The sequence below is a fragment of the Pseudomonas sp. LBUM1661 genome (assembly GCF_059695925.1).
The window spans coordinates 6,025,220-6,044,757 of the sequence record NZ_CP166794.1; the positions used below are offsets into that span (position 1 = coordinate 6,025,220).

Genomic DNA, 19,538 nt, shown 5'->3' on the forward strand with positions numbered 1-19,538 from the left:
ACTACTTGTGGTAAGGGTGGCCGGACAGCACTGTCCAGGCACGATACAGCTGTTCGCCGATGAGGATTCGCACCAACGGGTGCGGCAACGTCAACGGCGAGAGCGACCAGCGCTGATCGGCCCGGGCACAGACTTCCGGCGCCAGCCCTTCGGGGCCGCCGACCATGAAATTCACCGTGCGCGAGTCCAGCCGCCAGCGATCGAGTTCGACCGCCAGTTGCTCAGTGCTCCAGGGCTTGCCGTGGACTTCGAGGGTGACAACCCGCTCGTTCGGCCCGACCTTGGCCAGCATGGCTTCGCCTTCCTGTCGGATAAAGCGCGCCACGTCGGCGTTCTTGCCACGGGTGTTGAGCGGTATTTCCACCAGTTCCAGCGCCAGCTCGGATGGAAGACGCTTGGCATATTCATGCCAGCCTTCTTCCACCCACTTGGGCATGCGTGAACCGACGGCGATCAGTCGCAGTCGCACAGCGGGCCCTTATTGCTGGTCTTTGTTGAGCTTGACGAAGTGCTCATGGGTGTTTTCCGGGCTGTGGTGAGCCGCGTTCAGAGCACGGCTCTGTTCTGCACCGGACCACAGACGTTCGAGGTCGTAAAACTGGCGAGCCGAGGCGGTCATCATGTGTACGATGACGTCGTCCATATCCAGCAGAACCCAGTCGCTGTCGCCCTTGCCTTCTTCACCCAATGGCTTGACGCCCAGGGCTTTGACCGCTTCGCGGACCTTGTCCAGCATCGCGCCGATCTGGCGGTTGGAGGTACCGGTGGCGATGATCATGAAGTCAGTGATGCTCTGCTTTTCACGAACGTCGATGACCTGGATGTCCTGGCCCTTGACGTCTTCCAGGGCAGCTACGGCAACCTTGACCAGTTCTTCGCCGACCAGTGGCGCGCCGGTTGGAGCCTCTACTGGCAGCGGGGCGCTCTTGAACGTGCCTTTGCGCTTTACTTTAGTTACGTCTTTGTCAGTCATATAAAACTCGTTTTGCTCGTATGTTCGGGCGCTTCACTACACGTCATTTCGTGCCTGGAAGCGTGCCCTCTTTTCAGTTCGACGCACGGTAGAGACCGTGCGCATCGATGTAGGCCAGGACCGCGTCGGGCACCAGGAAACGTACCGACTTACCGCTGGCCAGCAGTTGACGGATCTGGGTGGCGGATACCGCGAGCGGCGTCTGCCAGACGAATGCAATCTGTCCGCTCGGCCCTTTGAGGGCCAGCGGGTCGCTCACCGAGCGCGCTGCCAGCAGGTTGCGCAAGGCATCCGGCGGTTCGCTGTCGGCATCCGGGCGTTGCAGCACCAGGATGTGGCAATGCTGGAGCAACTCTTCCCAGCGGTGCCAAGTGGGCAGGCCGCAAAATGCGTCCCAGCCCAAAAGTAGAAAAACCTGGGTCTCGGCGGCCAGTTCGGCGCGCATCAACTCCAGGGTATCAATAGTGTAGGACGGTTTGTCCCGCTGCAATTCGCGGGCATCCACCACCAGCGGCGCCACACCGGCCACCGCGCACTCGACCATCGCCAGACGGTCTTTCGCCGACACCTGCGGCGTACCGCGATGCGGTGGCCTGGCACTGGGTGTCAGGCGCAACTCATCGAGCGCCAGCGATTCGGCGACTTCCAGTGCACCGCGCAAATGGCCGATGTGCACCGGGTCGAAAGTCCCGCCCAGCATGCCGATGCGCCGAGGCGCAGGCTCGCTGGCGGATTCCTGGGCTGACAAGTCGAGGTCGCCCAAGTCAGACTGACGCCTGGCCGCGCAACTGGCCATCACCGACCACGATGTACTTCTCGCAGGTCAGACCTTCGAGGCCCACCGGGCCGCGGGCGTGCAGCTTATCAGTAGAAATGCCAATCTCGGCACCCAATCCGTATTCAAAGCCATCGGCGAAGCACGTCGGGGTGTTGATCATCACTGACGACGAATCGACTTCGGCCACGAAACGCCGGGTGTCGGCGAGGTTTTCGCTGACAATCGAATCGGTGTGATGGGAGCCGTGCGTGTTGATGTGCTCGATGGCCTGGTCCAGCCCGTCGACCACCCGGATCGAGAGGATCGGCGCCAGGTATTCGGTGTTCCAGTCTTCATCCGTCGCGGCAACGGCCTCGATGATCGCCCGGGTACGCTCGCAACCGCGCAGTTCGACGCCTTTTTCGCGGAACTGGGCTGCCATGGACGGCAGGAAATCTTTAGCAACGGCTTGATCGACCAGCAGCGTTTCCATCGCACCGCAGATGCCATAACGGTAAGTCTTGGCGTTGAACGCGATACGCTGGGCTTTCGGCAGATCGGCGTGCGCGCTGACGTAGACGTGGCAGATGCCGTCCAGGTGCTTGATCACCGGCACGCGGGCATCGCGGCTGACCCGTTCGATCAGGCCACGGCCGCCACGGGGCACGATGACGTCAACGTATTCCGGCATGGTGATCAGCGCGCCAACGGCGGCACGATCCGTGGTCTCGACCACTTGCACCACGGCGGCGGGCAACTCGGCCTCGGCCAGACCGCGCTGGATGCAGGCAGCGATGGCACGGTTGGAATGAATCGCCTCGGAGCCGCCACGCAAGATGGTCGCGTTGCCGGACTTCAGGCACAGGCTTGCCGCATCAATGGTGACGTTCGGCCGGGACTCATAGATGATCCCGATCACGCCCAGCGGCACGCGCATCTTGCCGACCTGGATGCCCGACGGGCGGTAGCTCATGTCGCGGATCGCGCCGACCGGGTCCGGCAGCGCTGCGACCTGGCGCAGACCGACGATCATCCCGTCGATGCGCTCTGGCGTCAGCGCCAGGCGTTCCAGCAGAGCAGGTTCAAGACCATTGGCGCGGCCTGCCGCCAGATCCAGCTCATTGGCAGCGGTCAACTCGGCGCGTGCAGCGTCCAACGCATTGGCAGCCGCCTGCAAGGCGCGGTTTTTCTGCGCGGTGCTGGCACGGCCGATGATGCGGGAAGCTGCGCGGGCAGCGCGACCCAAGCGGGTCATGTAGTCAAGAACGGACTCAGTCATTGTCTGCTGGGGTCTTGGCAAAGAGGAAAGCGGCAGATTATAGCTGTCGCGTCTCTGGACTAACAGCGGTGACGGGCGGATGGTCGAAATGGAGGGCAATTTGCCGACGTTCAGCCGGGATTAAGCTGCAAATTGTTATCATCACGACTCAATCAGCCCTGATTAATGCCGTTCATCATGTCCAATCTGACTGTTCGTGCGTCTGCTTCAAGCCTGCCCACCGGGCTGCCGGACGCTTTTTTCGACCGCGATGCCCAGAAACTGGCCCGGGATTTACTCGGCAAAGTCATCCGTCACCGGGTCGGCGAGTTGTGGCTCAGCGCTCGAATCATTGAAACCGAAGCCTATTACTGCGAAGAAAAAGGCAGCCATGCCTCCCTCGGCTACACAGAAAAACGTAAGGCTTTGTTTCTGGATGGCGGTCACATCTATATGTATTACGCCCGAGGTGGCGATTCCCTGAACTTCAGTGCACAGGGCCCGGGCAACGCCGTGCTGATCAAATCCGCCTATCCGTGGGTCGATGAGTTGAGCGGGCCGGCGAGCCTGGCGCAGATGCTCTTGAACAACCCGGATGCGCAGGGCCGCCCTCGCCCGTCGCAGAAGCTCTGCGCCGGGCAGACATTGCTGTGCAAGGCCATGGGTTTGAAAGTGCCGGTCTGGGACGCCAAGCGTTTCGATCATGAAGTGTTGCTGGTGGAAGATGTCGGCCCGGCACCGATCCATATCATCCAGACCACGCGACTGGGCATTCCCCATGGAAGGGATGAACACTTGATGTACCGCTTCGTCGACGCGGCCTACGCCCCGTATTGCACGCGGAACCCGCTGCGGCGGGGGCAGGTCGAAGGTCGCGATTATTTTTTACTGTCCTGATGATGAAAGAAACCATTGTGGGAGCGAGCCTGCTCGCGAAGGCGCCCTGACCGTCGAGATAGATGTCGCCTGACACTGCGCTATCGCGAGCAGGCTCGCTCCCACAGGGGATTTATAGCGTTTTGAAGATTGCGTTCGGCCCTTGGGCCAATTGAACATTCAATGGAGTGGTTTTTATGGGCCCATGGCTCGATAGCGTGACCGGTTGGTTGACGGTCAACCCGCAATGGCTGGCGGCGGCGGTATTCATCGTGGCGTTTGTGGAGTGCCTGGCGATTGCCGGGTTGATCGTACCCGGCACGGTGCTGCTGTTTGCCGTCGCGGTGCTGGCCGGCAGTGGCGCGCTGTCGTTGGGTGAAACCCTGTTGCTGGGCTTTCTCGCCGGCGTGCTGGGGGACATTGTTTCGTACTTCATAGGGCGGCATTTCCATCAGAACATCCGGCGCCTGCCGGGGTTGCGCCATCACCCGGAGTGGATTGCCGGTGCCGAAGCGTATTTCCAGCGCTACGGCATCGCCAGCCTGCTGGTCGGGCGCTTTATCGGCCCGTTGCGCCCCATGCTGCCAATGGTCGCCGGGATGTTCGACATGCCCTTCCCGCGCTTCGTCGCCGTCAGCCTGTTGGCCGCCGCCGGCTGGAGCGTTGCCTACCTGCTGCCGGGCTGGGCCACGGGCGCGGCGATTCGCTTGCCCTTGCCGGAAGGTTTCTGGCCTGAGGCCGGGATTGTGGCCGGCAGCATCGCGGTGATGGTGGGGCTGAGCGCAACCAGCAGCCTGCGTCGCCATCGCAAGGCCACCGTGTTTATTACCGGCATGAGTCTGATGATTCTGGCGGGGCTGTTCATCGGTTATCCGCACCTGACGGCCCTTGATCAGGGGGTGTTGACGCTGGTGCAGGAACACCGCAGCCCGATGCTCGATGAAGTGGCCGTTGTGTTCACGCTGATCGGCGAGTTCCGCAACATGCTGATCTTCAGCGCCCTGCTGACAGTCCTGCTGTTGCTCACTCGCCAATGGCGCCAGGCGATTTTCGCCGGCGGCACAATGCTCTGCACCGCGCTGGCCAACACCGTGACCAAACACTTTTTCGCCCGCGTGCGCCCGGAAGTGCTGACCGATCCGCTGACCAGCTTCAGCATGCCCAGCGGCCATGCGTCGGGCGCCTTCGCGCTGTTCCTGACCCTCGCCGTACTGGCCGGCCGCGGACAACCGCCACGGATGCGCCTGACCTGGTTACTGGTCGGTTGCTTGCCGGCACTGGCAATTGCCCTGTCGCGAGTGTATCTGGGGGCGCATTGGCCGACCGATGTGCTGGCCGGCGCGATGCTGGCGGCGTGCGTGTGTGCGGCGAGTTTGTGGCTGAGTCAGCGACAGACGTCACTCAACGCCATGCCGCCGAAGGTCTGGTGGTTGGTGTTGCCGGCGATGGTGGCGTTGTTCGGGTTCTTCGCGCTGAGGCATTTGCCGCACACCATGTTGCGATACGCCTACTGACACTGATTTGTAGCAGCTGCTACAAGTCAGGCGAACAATTCGCCTTGCAGTTCGTCCAGCAGCGCCTGAATCGCATCCAGCCGTTGCTGTGGGTCATCGAGTTGCAGCAGGTCGATCTTGTCCACTTCGGCAAAGGGCAGCAGGTACGCCAACTGATTAGCCAGCGACTGTTGCCCGGTCGCCTCGGTGCCCATGTTCAACGCCTCGACCATCGGGTGTTCGGCCAGGGCCTTGAGCAGCGCGACCAGGTCGGCGTCCTCATCCTGCAACGGCTGCTCCGGCTCATCTTCCAGCCACTCGACCTCGGCGACGGTCAACTGATCGCGCTGGATCTCGGTGCGCAACACGTGAAAACGCCGGCCGCCCTGCACCCGAATCCCCAGCAGGCCATTGTCCTGCTGCTTGAAATCGGTGATCAGCGCTTCGCACCCGACCAGCGCATAACCCGCCGGGGCGATGCCGACTTCTTCGCCGTCAAGAATGCACACCACGCCGAAGCCGCCGCCCTGTTTCATGCAGCGGCTGATCATGTCCAGGTAGCGCGCCTCGAAGATCTGCAAGTCGAGGATGCAGCCAGGAAACAGCACCGTGTTCAGCGGAAAAAGCGGCAGGCTCATAGACATTTCCTTACACCATCATCGACACCGCCAACGGCAGGAAGACCGCCGTGGCCACACCCATCAGACTCATCGCCAGCGCCGCGAAGGCGCCGCATTCTTCATTTTCCTGCATGGCCACCGCCGTGCCGACCGCGTGGGCGGTCATGCCCAGCGCCATGCCGCGCGCTTCAGGGCTGTGGACACCGAGGCGGGTCAACAGCGCCGGCCCGAAGATCGCCCCGATCACCCCGGTAATCAACACGAACACCGCCGCCAGCGCCGCGACGCCACCGATCTGCTCGGCCACCAGCATGGCAATCGGCGAGGTCACCGACTTCGGTGCCATGGTCATCAGGATCATGTGTTCGGCGCCGAACGACCAGCCCAGCAACACGCCCATGCCCGTGGCAACCACTCCGCCTATCACCAGCGTAGTAAAAATCGGCCAGAACAACTGCCGAATCCGCCGCAGGTTGAGATACAGCGGCACCGCCAGTGCAACCGTCGCCGGGCCGAGCAAGATGCTGAGGATCTCGGTGCTCTTGCGGTACTCGGCGTAAGTCAGGCCACAACCCAGCAGCACGCCGATCACCAGCAGCATCGACACCAACACCGGCTGCAGAAAGATCCAGCGGGTTTTCTCGAACGCCGCCAGGATCAGTTGATACGCGCCCAAGGTTACACCGATGCCGAACAAGGGATGGTGAACCACCGAATCCACGGCGCCCTGCCAATCGAGGATCATTGGCCCTCTCCGCGATGCGCGTGACGCTTGACCATGCGCTGCATCAACACACCCGCGAAGGCCATGGACAACAACAGCGACAACACCAGCGCGCCGACGATGGCCCAGAAATCCGCCGCAATGTCCTTGGCGTAAACCATCACGCCCACGGCCGGCGGCACCAGCAGCAACGGCAAGTAACGCAATAAACTGCTGGCCGCGAGGCTCAGGGGTTCACCGACCTGGCCACGGCTGATCAGGTACACCAGCAACAGCAGCAGGCCGACAATCGGCCCCGGCAGTATCGGTAAAAACAAGTGATTGATCGCGGTGCCGAGCAATTGAAACAGCACCAGCCAGGTCAGGCCACGTAACAACATCCTTCCTCTCCCGCAAAAACCATCTCCCGCAGTGGCGGGCCGAGCATTATAAACACGTCGACGCTATGGATCGGCATTCGCCAAAAGCATGTTCAGTTGACCGGAGCGATTTGCCATGTTGATCTAAAGTGGTAATCCGGGAGGTCAAATCCCCCCACCTCAAAACTAAAAAAAAACCGATGAACCCAAGGAGAATCTCAATGCCCTTTGTTCCCGTAGCAGAGCTCAAAGATTATGTCGGCAAGGAACTGGGACGTTCCGAATGGCTCACCATCGATCAGGAGCGCATCAACCTGTTCGCCGAAGCCACAGGGGATTTCCAGTTCATCCATGTCGACCCGGTCAAAGCCGCGCAAACGCCATTTGGCAGCACCATTGCACACGGTTTCCTGTCGCTGTCGCTGATTCCCAAACTGATGGAAGACATCCTCATCCTGCCTGAAGGCGCGAAGATGGTGGTCAATTACGGCCTGGACAGCGTGCGCTTCATCCAGCCAGTGAAGGTCAATTCCAGGGTGCGCCTCAAGGTCGACATGAACGAAGTCATCGAGAAGAAACCCGGCCAGTGGCTGCTCAAGGCCACCGCCACGCTTGAGATCGAAGGGTCGGACAAACCGGCGTATATCGCCGAGCCGCTGTCCCTCTGCTTCGTCTAAACCATCCCGGATGCGAAGCAGCTCATGCTGTTTCGCGCCGTCTCTCTATATATACGACACATAGCTGCGGCATACTCGGTCGCCTAATTGCCCGGATCCCGCTATGCGCTCACTTGCTCTCGTCGCTTTGACCTTATTGCTCACCGCTTGCGGCGATGGAGAATCGCTGTTGCCCCCCGACGCCCGCCTACCGGACGGCGGACGCTATCGTGGTGACCTGGTCAACGGGCTGCTGCAAGGTCAGGGCCGCATCGACTACCCGAACGGCAGCTGGTACGCCGGCGACTTCGACAAGGGCCAATGGCACGGTCAGGGCGAATGGCATGGCAGCAACGGCGAGGTCTATCGCGGTCAATTCAATCAGGGGCTGTTTGACGGCCAGGGTACGCTGACCACCCCCGCCAGCAGCTACACCGGCGGTTTCAAACTGGGCCGGCGCGACGGCGAAGGCACCCTCAAAGAAAACGGCATGACCTATCGCGGCGAATTCAAAGCCGATCAATATTCAGGGCTCGGTCGTCTCGAACTCGACGACGGCAGCTCGTACCAGGGCCAGTTCGCCCACGGCAAACCCAACGGCGAAGGCCAGCGCGGCGACGCCAGCGGCAATCAGTTCACCGGGCATTTCGCCGACGGTCAGCTGGAAGGCAACGGGACCTTCAACAGCGCCGATGGCGACATCTACGTCGGCGGCTTCAAGAACAATCAACTGCACGGCAAGGGCCGCTACGAGAACGCCGACGGCGACGTGTGGCTGGGCCAGTTCAAGGAAGGCTCGCTGAACGGCAAGGGCGAGTTGATCGGCGCCGATGGCAGCCATTACATCGGCCAGTTCAGCGATTGGCGATTTGCCGGTCAGGGCCGGTTGAACCTGCCCGACGGCAGTTTCTACATCGGCCAATTCGACGGCGACAGCTATTCCGGTCGCGGCACCCTGGTGCTGACCGACGGGACGGTGCAAAACGGTACGTGGATCAACGGCCAGCGCGTTCGCGACGCTGACGGCAAGCTGCTGCCCGACTCCCTTGAACTCGGCTTGCTGGCCCAGGGCCGCTTGCTCGACGACGCGCTGCTCAACGTGCCGGCCTCGACCCCGGCGGTTGAACTGTACACCTTGACCCTCGGCGGTGACGGCAAGCAAAGCGTGTTCCTGCGCGAGTCCGACTACGTCAGCAACATGCTCAGCAGCCGCTTCGGTGCGTTTGGCCAGATCCGCCTGGTGAACCATCGCGACCACCTCGTCGACCGGCCGATGGCCACCCGGGAAAATCTGCGCCGCGCCGCCCAGACCCTGGCCGAACGCAGCGGACCGGAAGACTTGATCTTCATTTACCTGACCAGCCACGGCACCAGCGAACACGAACTGGTACTCGACCAGCCACGCATGGAACTGTCCGACCTGCCGGCCGACGAGCTCGCCGCCGTCCTCGCACCGCTGAAAAGTCGCGACAAGATCATCGTGATTTCGTCCTGCTACTCCGGCGGCTTCATCCCCGCCCTCAAGGACGAACGCACCCTGATCATGACCGCCTCGCGCGCGGACCGAGTGTCCTTCGGCTGCTCGGAAGAAGCCAACTTCACCTACTTCGGCGACGCCCTGTTCGCCCAGGCGCTGAACCAGACCGACGACCTGGAGCAAGCCTTCAAGCTGGCCAAGGCCACCGTGGCCGAACGCGAACTGGCGGACAGCTTCGAAGCGTCTGAACCGCAGATCTGGGCACCAAAAACCGTCCTCTCCCACTGGCAGCTGTTACGCAAACAGCAGGCACGCAAAGCACTACAAAGTGCCTCTATCGGCAGCAAGGATGCAAAGAGCAACTAAGCTGAATAGTATCAAGGGAGAAACACTATGTACTTGACGCCTCAGCACGTACTGCTTGCCGGAGCTACCGGTTTGACCGGTGAACATTTGCTTGATCGTCTGCTCAATGAGCCAACGATCACCCGGGTCTTGGCCCCCTCGCGCCGGCCACTGGCCGAGCATCCCCATCTTGAAAACCCGGTCGGTGACCCGGTGGAGTTTCTGCCAAAACTCAACGGTCGCGTCGACATCGCCTACTGCTGCCTGGGCACCACCATCAAGCAAGCCGGCTCGGAGCAGGCGTTTCGCGCGGTGGACCTGGACATGGTAGTGGCGTTCGCCAAACGTGCGCGGGAGATGGGCGCACGGCACTTGATCGTGATCAGCGCCCTGGGCGCCGATCGCCGATCGCCGATTTTCTACAACCGGGTCAAAGGCGAGATGGAATACGCACTGCGCGCGCAGGACTGGCCGCAACTGACCATTTGCCGACCTTCGCTGCTGCTGGGCGATCGCCTCGTACCGCGCATGGCCGAGCAATTCGTCGGGCCTTTGTCCCGCCTGATCCCCGGCAAATACCGCGGCATCGAAGCCTGCCAACTGGCCCGCGCAATGTGGCGACTGGCGCTGGAAGAGCAGGATGGGGTGAGGATTGTTGAATCGGACGAGTTGCGTAAGTTAGGCAAATAATTCCGTGGCGCCTGACAGGGCGCCTTCGCGAGCAAGCCCGCTCCCACATTTGATCGGCGGTGTTCACATATTCTGTGTTCGCTGAAGATCTAACGTGGGAGCGGGCTTGCTCGCGAAGGACACGACACCGATCCAAAGCCGAACGCTACAACCCACCCGTCGCCTGAAACCCGACACCTAATACCGTGAGCACCGACAGCGGCAACAGCAGCGTATCGAGCAACGCGCTGGCTGGCAGGTCTAGGCCCGGATAGCTCGGCGCTTCCGCACCGAAGCGGTCCATGGCACAGCACCCGCCGTTCATCGCATACAAATCCAGCCGGGTCCCCGAGTACACCACGGGTGCCCCAGGCTTGGCGGCATCGAGCGTGCGCGCCGTGGCGCAGCCAGCCAGTTGCAACGCCAACAAAATCGCCAGTAGCTTATTCATCGCTGGTCAAATGGTGTTCGCCCCAACGCGGCAGCATGTCTTGTGGAATATTCAGCAGGTTGAGAATCCGCGCCACCACGAAATCGATCAGATCATCGATGGTTTGCGGCTGGTGATAAAAGCCCGGCGAGGCCGGCAATATCGTCACGCCCATGTTCGACAACTTGAGCATGTTCTCCAGGTGAATGCTCGAATACGGCGCCTCGCGCGGCACCAGAATCAGCTGACGGCGCTCCTTCAAAGTCACATCGGCAGCGCGCTCGATCAGGTTGTTGCAGGCGCCTGACGCGATGGCCGACAACGTCCCGGTGGAGCACGGCACAACGACCATCGCCGCCGGCGCGCCGGAGCCCGAGGCCACCGGCGACATCCAGTCTTCCTTGCCATACACGCGAATCTGCCCGGCAGCAGCACCGGTATATTCAGTGAGGAAGGCCTGCATCATCTGGGTTTTCGGCGGTAACGTAACGTCCGTTTCAGTGGCCATCACCAGTTGCGCCGCCTTGGAAATCAGGAAGTGCACCTCGCGGTCTTCGCGGATCAGGCAGTCCAGCAGGCGCAAGCCATACTGGGCGCCCGAAGCGCCGGTCATCGCCAGCGTGATGCGTTCCGGGCCGTTGTTCATTGCAGCGCCTCGGCGAGTTTGCCGTGCAGGCCGCCGAAGCCGCCATTGCTCATGATCACCACGTGAGTGCCGGGTTGAGCCTGGCTTTTCACGCGTTCGATGATGCCTTCCAGCGAGTCGCTGACAATCGACGGCACCGTGCACAACGCGGCGGTCGCGCCCAGGTCCCAACCGAGATTGGCCGGCGCGTACCAGATCACCTGATCGGCATCGACCACGCTTTCCGGCAAGCCGTCGCGGTGAGCCCCGAGCTTCATCGAATTGGAGCGCGGCTCGATGATCGCAATCAACGGCGCATCGCCAATCCGCTTGCGCAAGCCGTCGAGGGTGGTGGCGATGGCGGTCGGATGGTGAGCGAAGTCGTCGTAAATGGTGATACCACGCACTTCCGCGACTTTCTCCATCCGGCGCTTCACGCTTTTGAACGCGCTCAATGCCGCGATGCCCATGGACGGCACCACACCCACGTGGCGCGCCGCCGCCAAGGTGGCCAGGGCATTGGCGACGTTGTGCTGGCCGGTCATGTCCCACTCGACCACGCCTTGGGCCACACCTTCGAACATCACTTCGAATTTAGAACCGTCTTCACTGAGCAGTTTAACCTGCCACTGACCGCCGGCACCGGTGGTTTGCACCGGGGTCCAGCAGCCCATTTCGATGACGCGCTGCAAGGCCGGTTCGGTGGTCGGATGGATCACCAGGCCTTCGCTCGGGATGGTGCGCACCAAATGGTGGAACTGTCGCTCGATGGCCGGCAGATCGGGGAAGATGTCGGCATGATCGTACTCCAGGTTGTTCAGGATCGCCGTGCGCGGGCGGTAGTGAACGAACTTGGAGCGCTTGTCGAAAAAGGCGCTGTCGTACTCGTCGGCTTCGATCACGAAGAACGGCGTGTCACCGAGGCGCGCCGACACCGAGAAGTTCTGCGGGACGCCACCGATCAGGAAACCCGGGCTCATGCCCGCGTGTTCCAGCACCCAGGCGAGCATGCTGCTGGTGGTGGTCTTGCCGTGAGTACCGGCGACGGCCAGCACCCAGCGACCTTGCAGCACGTGATCCGCCAGCCATTGGGGGCCGGAGACGTACGGCAGGCCTTTATTCAACACGTATTCAACGGCCGGGTTGCCGCGCGACATGGCATTGCCGATCACCACCAGGTCGGGCGCCGGATCGAGCTGCGCCGGGTCGTAGCCTTGGGTCAACTCGATGCCCTGCGCCTCAAGCTGAGTGCTCATGGGCGGATAGACGTTGGCATCGGAGCCCGTCACGTGATGGCCCAGCTCTTTGGCCAGAACCGCCATCGAACCCATGAAAGTGCCGCAGATACCAAGAATATGAATGTGCATAGTCGACCTCGTAAAACATGGCCGCAGGTTAGCGTAGGGTGGGAAAATTCGCACCTTGTGTTTCCAATTTGAGGACGCCTTCGCGAGCAAGCCCGCTCCCACGTTCGATCTCTGGTGTTCACACGTATTGTGTTTACCGCAGATCAAATGTGGGAGCGTGCTTGCTCGCGAATGGTCGCGACACGGTCTACCGGGCGATACCGTGTTTACGCAGTTTGCGATAAAGGGTATTGCGGCTGACCCCCAGCTGTTCAGCCGTATGGGTCATATGCCAGCGTGTCTGTTCCAGCGCATTCAACAATGCCAACCGTTCGGCATCCTCCAGCGGGTGCTCGGACGCTTCCTCAACCGCCAGCTCCACCGCCGGTCGGGCTTGTCGAATCATCGCCGGCAAATCCTCCAGCCCGATCCGCCCACCGTCACACAACGCCGCCAACGTACGCAGTACATTGCGCAACTGCCGAACGTTTCCTGGCCAGGCGAAACCGAGCAAGGCCTGGCGCGCCGGCCCGTCGATCAGCACCGTTTCGCCGCCCGCCTCCTCGGCCAGCAAAAAGTCGAGCAACTGCGATTTGTCCGTGCGATCACGCAACGCCGGCAAGGCGACTTCCAGCCCATTGAGCCGGTAATACAAGTCTTCGCGGAAGCTGCCGTCCTGCACCCTTTCCAGCAAATTACGGTGCGTGGCGCTGATGATTCGTACGTTGACCGCCTCCGGCTCGCCACCGATCGGCACCACCTGACGATCTTCCAGCACCCGCAACAGCCGCGTCTGCAAGGCCAGGGGCATGTCGCCGATTTCATCAAGGAACAAGGTGCCGCCATCCGCCTGCTGCAACTTGCCGCGCATGCCTTCCTTGCGTGCGCCAGTGAAGCTGCCGCCGCGATAGCCGAACAGCTCGCTCTCGATCAGGCTTTCCGGGATGGCCGCACAGTTGAGGGCGACGAAGGCTTTTTCCGCCCGTTGGCTGGCCTGGTGGACGGCTTTGGCGAAGGCCTCTTTGCCCGATCCGGTTTCGCCATTGATCAGCAGCGGCACGTCACGCTCGAAAACCCGCAGGGATTTGCGGAAATCTTCCTGCAACGCCGTATCGCCCAAGCAGATGCCAGACAGGCGCGAACGCGCTGCAATCACCGGACTGTGCACCACCGGCGCCGGAATGCTGCGCGGCTGCCCACGCAACACCGCAAACAGGCTCCGCCCGTCACGGGTGCGCAGCGGCCAACTGGCGTTGGCGTTCACGCTCGCGCGGCCGAGCAGTTCATCCAGCGAGCAATCGAAAAACGCCTCCACCGGTTTGCCCAGCAACCCGCCGCGAACATGCCCCAGCAAATTCAGCGCGCTTTGGTTGACCGCGCAGATGCGCCCTTCTCCATCGAACGCCAGCAGTCCTTCGCTGAACAGCCCGACGGATTCGGCCTGCAAGTGAAAACGCAGCAACCATTGATTGTCGAAGTAACGCAGGAAATAGCAGCTCTCGATCATCTTCGCCGACAGATTGACCAGCGCCATGGTGTGGAACTGGCTCTGACGCGAGACCTCATGCCGCGCCGAAGACACGTCGAGTACCGCCAGCAGTTCACCGTGCGGGTCGAACACCGGGCTTGCCGAGCAGGTCAGGCCGGTGTGGCGGCCGCGAAAGTGTTCGTCCTGGTGGATGGTCAGCGACTGCCGCTCCACCAGGCAGGTGCCGATGCCGTTGGTGCCTTCGCAGGCTTCGCTCCAGTCGGCGCCGAGCCAGAGGCCGGCACGTTCGAAGATCTTGCGTTCGGCGGGAGCGGTGACGCAGTTGAGGATCACCCCGCGCGCGTCGGTCAGCAGCACCGCATGGCCGGCGCCTGAAAGTTGCTGATGCAGACTGGTCATTTCGTTGCCGGCGATGTGCAGCACTTGCTGCAAACGCTCGCGGCTTTCCAGCACGCGGCCGTGTTCCAGCACCGTCGGCGCCATGGTCAGGGCCGGGTCGAGGTGATAGTCCTCAAGACAGCGCAGCCACGAACGGGCAATCGACGGATCGCTGCCAGGGCCGTGCAGGTGCGATTTACCCTGGGTCACGGTCAGCACTTGCTGTGCATGGCGACTCAAATGGTTGTCGTGCATTTCTTATTATTCTCCCCGCAGGATCTGGCTCGCGCCGTGTAGCAGCTGTGATGCGTTCACGTGAAGCCGAGCATCCTCCAGCCCGGCGTGCATTGCAATGCTGGCAAGACCGTCCGGTCACACGCTGTGCCACAAGCGGTACAAAGTGTCACAGGGGTTGTACCGGAACCGTCACAGGCGCGGCCCGCTTGTCCGACAAAAATCGCGCAAGGCCTTGATTTGCCTGACCTGCAAGGCAGTGGCCCGACCTTTGCTCTACGCTTATAGCAAGCGCACATGCGCGTCTCTCTAATAAACACAAGAAGCCAAGGAGAAACTCATCATGCGTTACGCTCACCCCGGTACTGAAGGCGCTATCGTTTCGTTCAAGAGCAAATACGGTAACTACATCGGCGGCGAGTTCGTCGCGCCTGTCAAAGGTCAGTACTTCACCAATACGTCGCCAGTGAATGGCCAACCGATTGCCGAATTCCCGCGTTCCACTGCCGAAGACATCGACAAGGCCCTGGACGCTGCCCACGCCGCCGCCGATGCCTGGGGCGCCACGTCCGCCCAGGCGCGCTCGCTGGTGCTGCTGAAAATCGCCGACCGCATCGAACAAAACCTGGAAGTCCTGGCGATCACCGAGTCCTGGGACAACGGTAAAGCCGTGCGTGAAACCCTCAACGCCGACATCCCGCTGGCGGCCGACCATTTCCGCTATTTCGCCGGGTGCATCCGCGCCCAGGAAGGCAGCGCCGCCGAGATCGACGGCAACACCGTGGCCTATCACATCCATGAACCGCTGGGCGTGGTTGGCCAGATCATTCCGTGGAACTTCCCGATCCTGATGGCCGCGTGGAAACTCGCCCCGGCGCTGGCCGCCGGTAACTGCGTGGTGCTCAAGCCGGCCGAACAAACGCCGCTGGGCATTACCGTGCTGATGGAGCTGATCGGCGACCTGCTGCCGCCGGGCGTGCTCAACGTCGTGCAAGGTTTCGGCAAAGAAGCCGGTGAGGCCCTGGCCACCAGCAAACGCATCGCCAAGATCGCCTTCACCGGCTCGACCCCGGTCGGCTCGCACATCATGAAATGCGCCGCCGAAAACATCATTCCGTCCACCGTGGAGTTGGGTGGCAAGTCGCCGAACATCTTCTTCGCCGACATCATGCAAGCCGAAGAAACCTTCATCGAAAAAGCCGCCGAAGGCCTGGTGCTGGCGTTCTTCAACCAGGGCGAAGTCTGCACCTGCCCGTCCCGCGCGCTGGTGCAGGAATCGATCTACGACGACTTCATGAAAGTGGTGATGAAGAAAGTCCTGTCGATCAAACGTGGCGACCCGCTGGACACGGACACAATGGTCGGCGCGCAGGCGTCCGAGCAGCAATTCGACAAAATCCTTTCGTACCTGGAAATCGCCAAGGGCGAAGGCGCCGAGCTGCTGACTGGCGGCAAGGTGGAAAAACTCGAGGGCAACCTGGCGACCGGGTATTACATCCAGCCGACCCTGCTCAAGGGCACCAACAAAATGCGCGTGTTCCAGGAAGAAATCTTTGGCCCGGTGGTGAGCATCACCACCTTCAAGGACGAAGCCGAAGCCCTGGCCATCGCCAACGACACCGAGTTCGGCCTGGGTGCCGGCCTGTGGACCCGCGACATCAACCGTGCCTATCGCATGGGCCGCGCGATCAAGGCCGGTCGCGTGTGGACCAACTGCTACCACCTGTACCCGGCGCACGCCGCGTTTGGCGGCTACAAGAAGTCCGGCGTCGGTCGTGAAACCCACAAGATGATGCTTGATCATTATCAGCAGACCAAAAACCTGCTGGTGAGCTACGACATCAATCCGTTGGGCTTCTTCTGATTGTTCCTCCCGGCGACTTCGGTCGCCGGGAGGCGCTTCACTATCAGTTTCCCCTACTTTTTTCGCATCAAATTCGGCGCCCATCAGCAGCCGAATGCATTGCAGCAACCGCAAATCCCCAAACGGCACTGCGCCCGTCGTGCACGCAGCGTCCGCGCATAAAAAAACAACAATAAGGAAGCACAACGCATGGATCAGATCGGCAATTACGTGCTCTATCTCATCATGCTCTGCGCCGTACTCGGCGCCTTCGCGGCGATCTACAACAGCGATGAAGGGCTTGGTAAAGAATTCATGGAAGGCATCCACGCCACGGGCCACATCTTCGTGCCGGCGGCGGGCATCATGGCTTCCATTCCCTACCTGACGGTGGTCATCGAAAAAGCCTTTGGTCCGTTCTTCAGCTCTCTGGGCGCCGACCCGGCCCTGGCGGCGACCATGATCATCGCCTCGGACATGGGCGGCTATCACCTGGCCTCGGCGCTGGCCGCCAGCAAAGAAGCGCTGGTGATGGCGCTGATCACCGGTTTCATGGGCGGTGCGACCATCGTGTTCTCGATCCCCATGGGCCTGGCGATGCTCGACAAGCGCGACCACAAATACATGGCCCTGGGCATCATGTCGGGCATTTTGACCATCCCGCTGGGCGTGCTGATCGCCAGCGTCATTCTCGCGTTCAGTAACCCGCTGGTACGGGATCTGGTGTCCACCAATGGCGAAGCCACCTATCAATTGGCCTTGGGCCTGGGCAGCATCTTCGCCAACCTGTTGCCGATCCTGATCTTTGTCGTGGGCCTGGCCGTGGGGCTACGGTTCTTGCCCGACCTGATGATCAAGGGTTTCATCATCTTCGGCCGTACGATGGATGCGGCTATCAAACTGGTGTTGGTGTTCTCCATCGTCGAGTACTTCACCGGCGTGTTCACTGTGGTGTTCGGCAGCTGGGGCTTCCACCCGATCATCGCGGACGCCGAAGACCAGACCCGCGCCCTGGAAACGGCCGGCTACATCGGCATTATGCTGGCCGGTGCGTTCCCGATGGTTTACCTGCTGCGCAAATACCTGGGCAAACCGCTGGAAAGCCTGGGCAGCAAAATCGGCCTGAGCGCTGTCGGCAGTGCCGGCATGCTGGCGACAATCGCCAACATCCTGGCCATGTTCCGCCTGGTGCGTTTCATGCCACCCAAGGACAAAGTGATCAACATCGCCTTCGGCGTTTGCGCCGCGTTCCTGCTGGGCGATCACCTGTCGTTCACCGCGAACTTCCAGCCCACCATCATCCTGCCGGTGCTGATTGGCAAGATAAGTGCAGGTTTCATTGCCGTGGGCCTGGCGTATTGGCTGTCGGTGCCCAAGGCCTTGCAACTGGAAGCTCAGGATCGCGCCGCCGGGATCATCGCCGAGGGCGAATACCTCGGCCTGCCGCTGCCCGAGTCCCTTGCGCCGAACGGCATCAAGGCGACGGCCTGAGTGTGTTGCATTGAAGTGCGTTGATGACACAGGGCGTGGCATTCTGAGGAATCGCCAGCACTGGGCAGCGCACCTTCCTATTTGAAACGGAGACAGAAATGGCACGTTTTTCACATACCGTCGGTGGCCAGACCTACCGCTTCGAGAGCCTCAAGGAAGTATTGGCCAAGGCCAGCCCGGCGCGCTCCGGGGACTTCCTGGCCGGTGTCGCCGCCCTCAACGATGGCGAGCGCGTGGCCGCGCAGATGGCCCTGGCTGACATCCCGCTGACTCATTTCCTGCAGGAAGTGCTGATTCCCTACGAGACCGATGAAGTCACCCGGCTGATCATCGACACTCACGACAAGCAAGCCTTTGCGGTGGTCAGCCACCTCACCGTCGGCGGTTTCCGCGACTGGCTGCTCAGCGATGCGGCGGACGAACACAGCCTGCGCGCCCTCGCCCCCGGACTGACCCCGGAAATGGTCGCCGCCGTGTCCAAGCTCATGCGCGTGCAGGACTTGGTGCTGGTGGCGCAAAAAATCCGCGTGGTCACAAAGTTTCGCGGCACGCTGGGCCTGCGCGGTCGACTGTCGACACGCCTGCAACCCAACCACCCCACCGACCAGCCGGCCGGCATCGCCGCGAGCATTCTCGACGGTTTGATGTACGGCAACGGCGACGCGATGATCGGCATCAACCCGGCCACCGACAGCATTGCTTCGATCTGCGCGATGCTGGAAATGCTCGATGCAATCATCCAGCGCTACGAAATTCCTACACAGGCCTGCGTATTAACCCACGTCACCACGTCGATCGAAGCGATCAATCGCGGTGTGCCGCTGGACCTGGTGTTTCAATCGATTGCCGGTACCGAAGCGGCCAATGCCAGTTTCGGCATCAACCTGAACGTCCTGCAGGAAGGCTATGACGCCGGTTTGAGCCTGAATCGCGGCACGCTGGGCCAGAACCTGATGTATTTCGAGACCGGTCAGGGCAGTGCCCTGTCAGCCAATGCCCATCACGGCCTCGATCAACAGACCTGCGAAACCCGTGCCTACGCGGTGGCGCGACATTTCAAGCCGTTCCTGGTGAATACCGTCGTAGGATTCATCGGCCCGGAATACCTCTACAACGGTAAACAGATCATCCGCGCCGGCCTCGAAGACCACTTCTGCGGCAAGTTGCTGGGCGTACCAATGGGCTGCGACATCTGCTACACCAACCACGCCGAAGCCGACCAGGACGACATGGACACCCTGCTGACCCTGCTGGGCGTGGCCGGGATCAACTTCATCATGGGCATTCCCGGCTCCGACGACATCATGCTCAATTACCAGACCACTTCGTTCCATGACGCCCTTTATGCGCGACAGACCCTGGGCCTGAAACCGGCACCCGAGTTTGAACAATGGCTGGCCAGAATGGGCATCTTCACCCAGGCCGATGGCAAAGTTCACTTCGGCAACAGCCTGCCACCGGCCTTCCGCCAAGCCATGGCGCAACTGGGATGAGT

19 protein-coding genes are annotated in these 19,538 nt (G+C 61.5%); 8 read left to right on the top strand and 11 right to left on the bottom strand.

Translation table 11 applies throughout. The features are described 5' to 3' along the window. Position 1: 1 nt before the first annotated feature. The 4 genes from rlmH to ACA057_RS27685 form a co-directional block, all read right to left on the bottom strand. Positions 2–469: a 23S rRNA (pseudouridine(1915)-N(3))-methyltransferase RlmH gene (gene rlmH, locus ACA057_RS27670; protein ID WP_007937439.1), complete on the bottom strand. Its 468-nt coding sequence runs from the start codon at positions 467–469 to the stop codon at positions 2–4. Between the two features lie 9 nt (positions 470–478). Next, a complete protein-coding gene (gene rsfS / locus ACA057_RS27675; RefSeq protein ID WP_401357614.1) occupies positions 479–973 on the bottom strand; it encodes a ribosome silencing factor in 495 nt (164 codons plus the stop codon). A 73-nt stretch (positions 974–1,046) separates the two neighbouring features. After that, positions 1,047–1,769: a nicotinate-nucleotide adenylyltransferase gene (gene nadD / locus ACA057_RS27680; RefSeq protein ID WP_497343949.1), complete on the bottom strand. Its 723-nt coding sequence runs from the start codon at positions 1,767–1,769 to the stop codon at positions 1,047–1,049. After that, positions 1,738–3,009, bottom strand: a complete 1,272-nt coding sequence (locus tag ACA057_RS27685) for a glutamate-5-semialdehyde dehydrogenase (protein WP_497343951.1) — start codon at positions 3,007–3,009, stop codon at positions 1,738–1,740. The genes nadD and ACA057_RS27685 overlap by 32 nt, the downstream gene beginning before the upstream one ends. Positions 3,010–3,186: 177 nt before the next feature. Here ACA057_RS27685 and ACA057_RS27690 point away from each other — a divergent pair, with 177 nt between their 5' ends. Further along, entirely contained in the window at positions 3,187–3,885 is a 699-nt protein-coding gene (locus ACA057_RS27690) for a DNA-3-methyladenine glycosylase (RefSeq protein WP_497343953.1), read from the top strand. 176 nt (positions 3,886–4,061) lie between these two features. Next, a complete protein-coding gene (locus ACA057_RS27695; RefSeq protein ID WP_497343955.1) occupies positions 4,062–5,378 on the top strand; it encodes a bifunctional DedA family/phosphatase PAP2 family protein in 1,317 nt (438 codons plus the stop codon). A 26-nt stretch (positions 5,379–5,404) separates the two neighbouring features. Here the strand turns inward: ACA057_RS27695 and ACA057_RS27700 are convergent, their stop codons facing one another. Genes ACA057_RS27700 through ACA057_RS27710 form a run of 3 tightly spaced genes read right to left on the bottom strand, consistent with a single transcriptional unit; the run spans position 5,405 to position 7,081 of the window. Beyond that, a complete protein-coding gene (locus ACA057_RS27700; protein WP_008152802.1) occupies positions 5,405–5,995 on the bottom strand; it encodes an LON peptidase substrate-binding domain-containing protein in 591 nt (196 codons plus the stop codon). 10 nt (positions 5,996–6,005) lie between these two features. Continuing rightward, positions 6,006–6,722, bottom strand: a complete 717-nt coding sequence (locus tag ACA057_RS27705; RefSeq protein WP_401357607.1) for an LrgB family protein — start codon at positions 6,720–6,722, stop codon at positions 6,006–6,008. Further along, positions 6,719–7,081 carry a CidA/LrgA family protein gene (locus tag ACA057_RS27710; protein WP_059402109.1) on the bottom strand — a complete coding sequence of 121 codons (363 nt, stop codon included), beginning with the start codon at positions 7,079–7,081 and terminating at the stop codon, positions 6,719–6,721. The genes ACA057_RS27705 and ACA057_RS27710 overlap by 4 nt, the downstream gene beginning before the upstream one ends. Positions 7,082–7,281: 200 nt before the next feature. Between ACA057_RS27710 and ACA057_RS27715 the strand changes: the two genes are divergently transcribed. The 3 genes from ACA057_RS27715 to ACA057_RS27725 all read left to right on the top strand — a co-directional run bounded on the left by ACA057_RS27715 (position 7,282) and on the right by ACA057_RS27725 (position 10,228). Beyond that, the gene (locus ACA057_RS27715) at positions 7,282–7,737 is read left to right on the top strand and encodes a MaoC family dehydratase (protein WP_059402110.1); all 456 of its coding nucleotides are present in this window, start codon (positions 7,282–7,284) and stop codon (positions 7,735–7,737) included. Between the two features lie 103 nt (positions 7,738–7,840). Continuing rightward, positions 7,841–9,559, top strand: a complete 1,719-nt coding sequence (locus ACA057_RS27720) for a C13 family peptidase (protein ID WP_497343958.1) — start codon at positions 7,841–7,843, stop codon at positions 9,557–9,559. Positions 9,560–9,586: 27 nt separating this feature from the next. Further along, positions 9,587–10,228: an NAD(P)H-binding protein gene (locus ACA057_RS27725; protein ID WP_497343960.1), complete on the top strand. Its 642-nt coding sequence runs from the start codon at positions 9,587–9,589 to the stop codon at positions 10,226–10,228. A gap of 145 nt (positions 10,229–10,373) precedes the next feature. On the opposite strand, the gene ACA057_RS27730 is transcribed toward ACA057_RS27725, so the two are convergent. From ACA057_RS27730 to ACA057_RS27745, 4 genes are all read right to left on the bottom strand, one after another. Further along, the gene (locus tag ACA057_RS27730; RefSeq protein ID WP_497343962.1) at positions 10,374–10,658 is read right to left on the bottom strand and encodes a YceK/YidQ family lipoprotein; all 285 of its coding nucleotides are present in this window, start codon (positions 10,656–10,658) and stop codon (positions 10,374–10,376) included. Next, the gene (ubiX, locus tag ACA057_RS27735) at positions 10,651–11,283 is read right to left on the bottom strand and encodes a flavin prenyltransferase UbiX (protein ID WP_497343964.1); all 633 of its coding nucleotides are present in this window, start codon (positions 11,281–11,283) and stop codon (positions 10,651–10,653) included. Before ubiX ends, ACA057_RS27730 begins: the two co-directional genes overlap by 8 nt. Then, positions 11,280–12,629 (bottom strand): UDP-N-acetylmuramate:L-alanyl-gamma-D-glutamyl-meso-diaminopimelate ligase, encoded by a 1,350-nt coding sequence (mpl, locus tag ACA057_RS27740; protein ID WP_046055562.1) that lies wholly within the window; start codon positions 12,627–12,629, stop codon positions 11,280–11,282. The genes ubiX and mpl overlap by 4 nt, the downstream gene beginning before the upstream one ends. Before the next feature lie 187 nt (positions 12,630–12,816). After that, the gene (locus ACA057_RS27745; protein ID WP_497343966.1) at positions 12,817–14,730 is read right to left on the bottom strand and encodes a sigma-54-dependent Fis family transcriptional regulator; all 1,914 of its coding nucleotides are present in this window, start codon (positions 14,728–14,730) and stop codon (positions 12,817–12,819) included. 322 nt (positions 14,731–15,052) lie between these two features. Between ACA057_RS27745 and exaC the strand changes: the two genes are divergently transcribed. The 3 genes from exaC (at position 15,053) to ACA057_RS27760 (ending at position 19,536) form a co-directional block, all read left to right on the top strand. Beyond that, positions 15,053–16,573, top strand: coding sequence for an acetaldehyde dehydrogenase ExaC (gene exaC, locus ACA057_RS27750; RefSeq protein ID WP_046055564.1), 1,521 nt, complete (start codon positions 15,053–15,055; stop codon positions 16,571–16,573). Between the two features lie 189 nt (positions 16,574–16,762). After that, complete coding sequence (eutH, locus tag ACA057_RS27755; RefSeq protein WP_497343968.1) at positions 16,763–18,043, top strand: ethanolamine utilization protein EutH; 1,281 nt, start codon at positions 16,763–16,765, stop codon at positions 18,041–18,043. A gap of 98 nt (positions 18,044–18,141) precedes the next feature. After that, positions 18,142–19,536: an ethanolamine ammonia-lyase subunit EutB gene (locus ACA057_RS27760; RefSeq protein ID WP_497343970.1), complete on the top strand. Its 1,395-nt coding sequence runs from the start codon at positions 18,142–18,144 to the stop codon at positions 19,534–19,536. Positions 19,537–19,538: the final 2 nt, after the last annotated feature.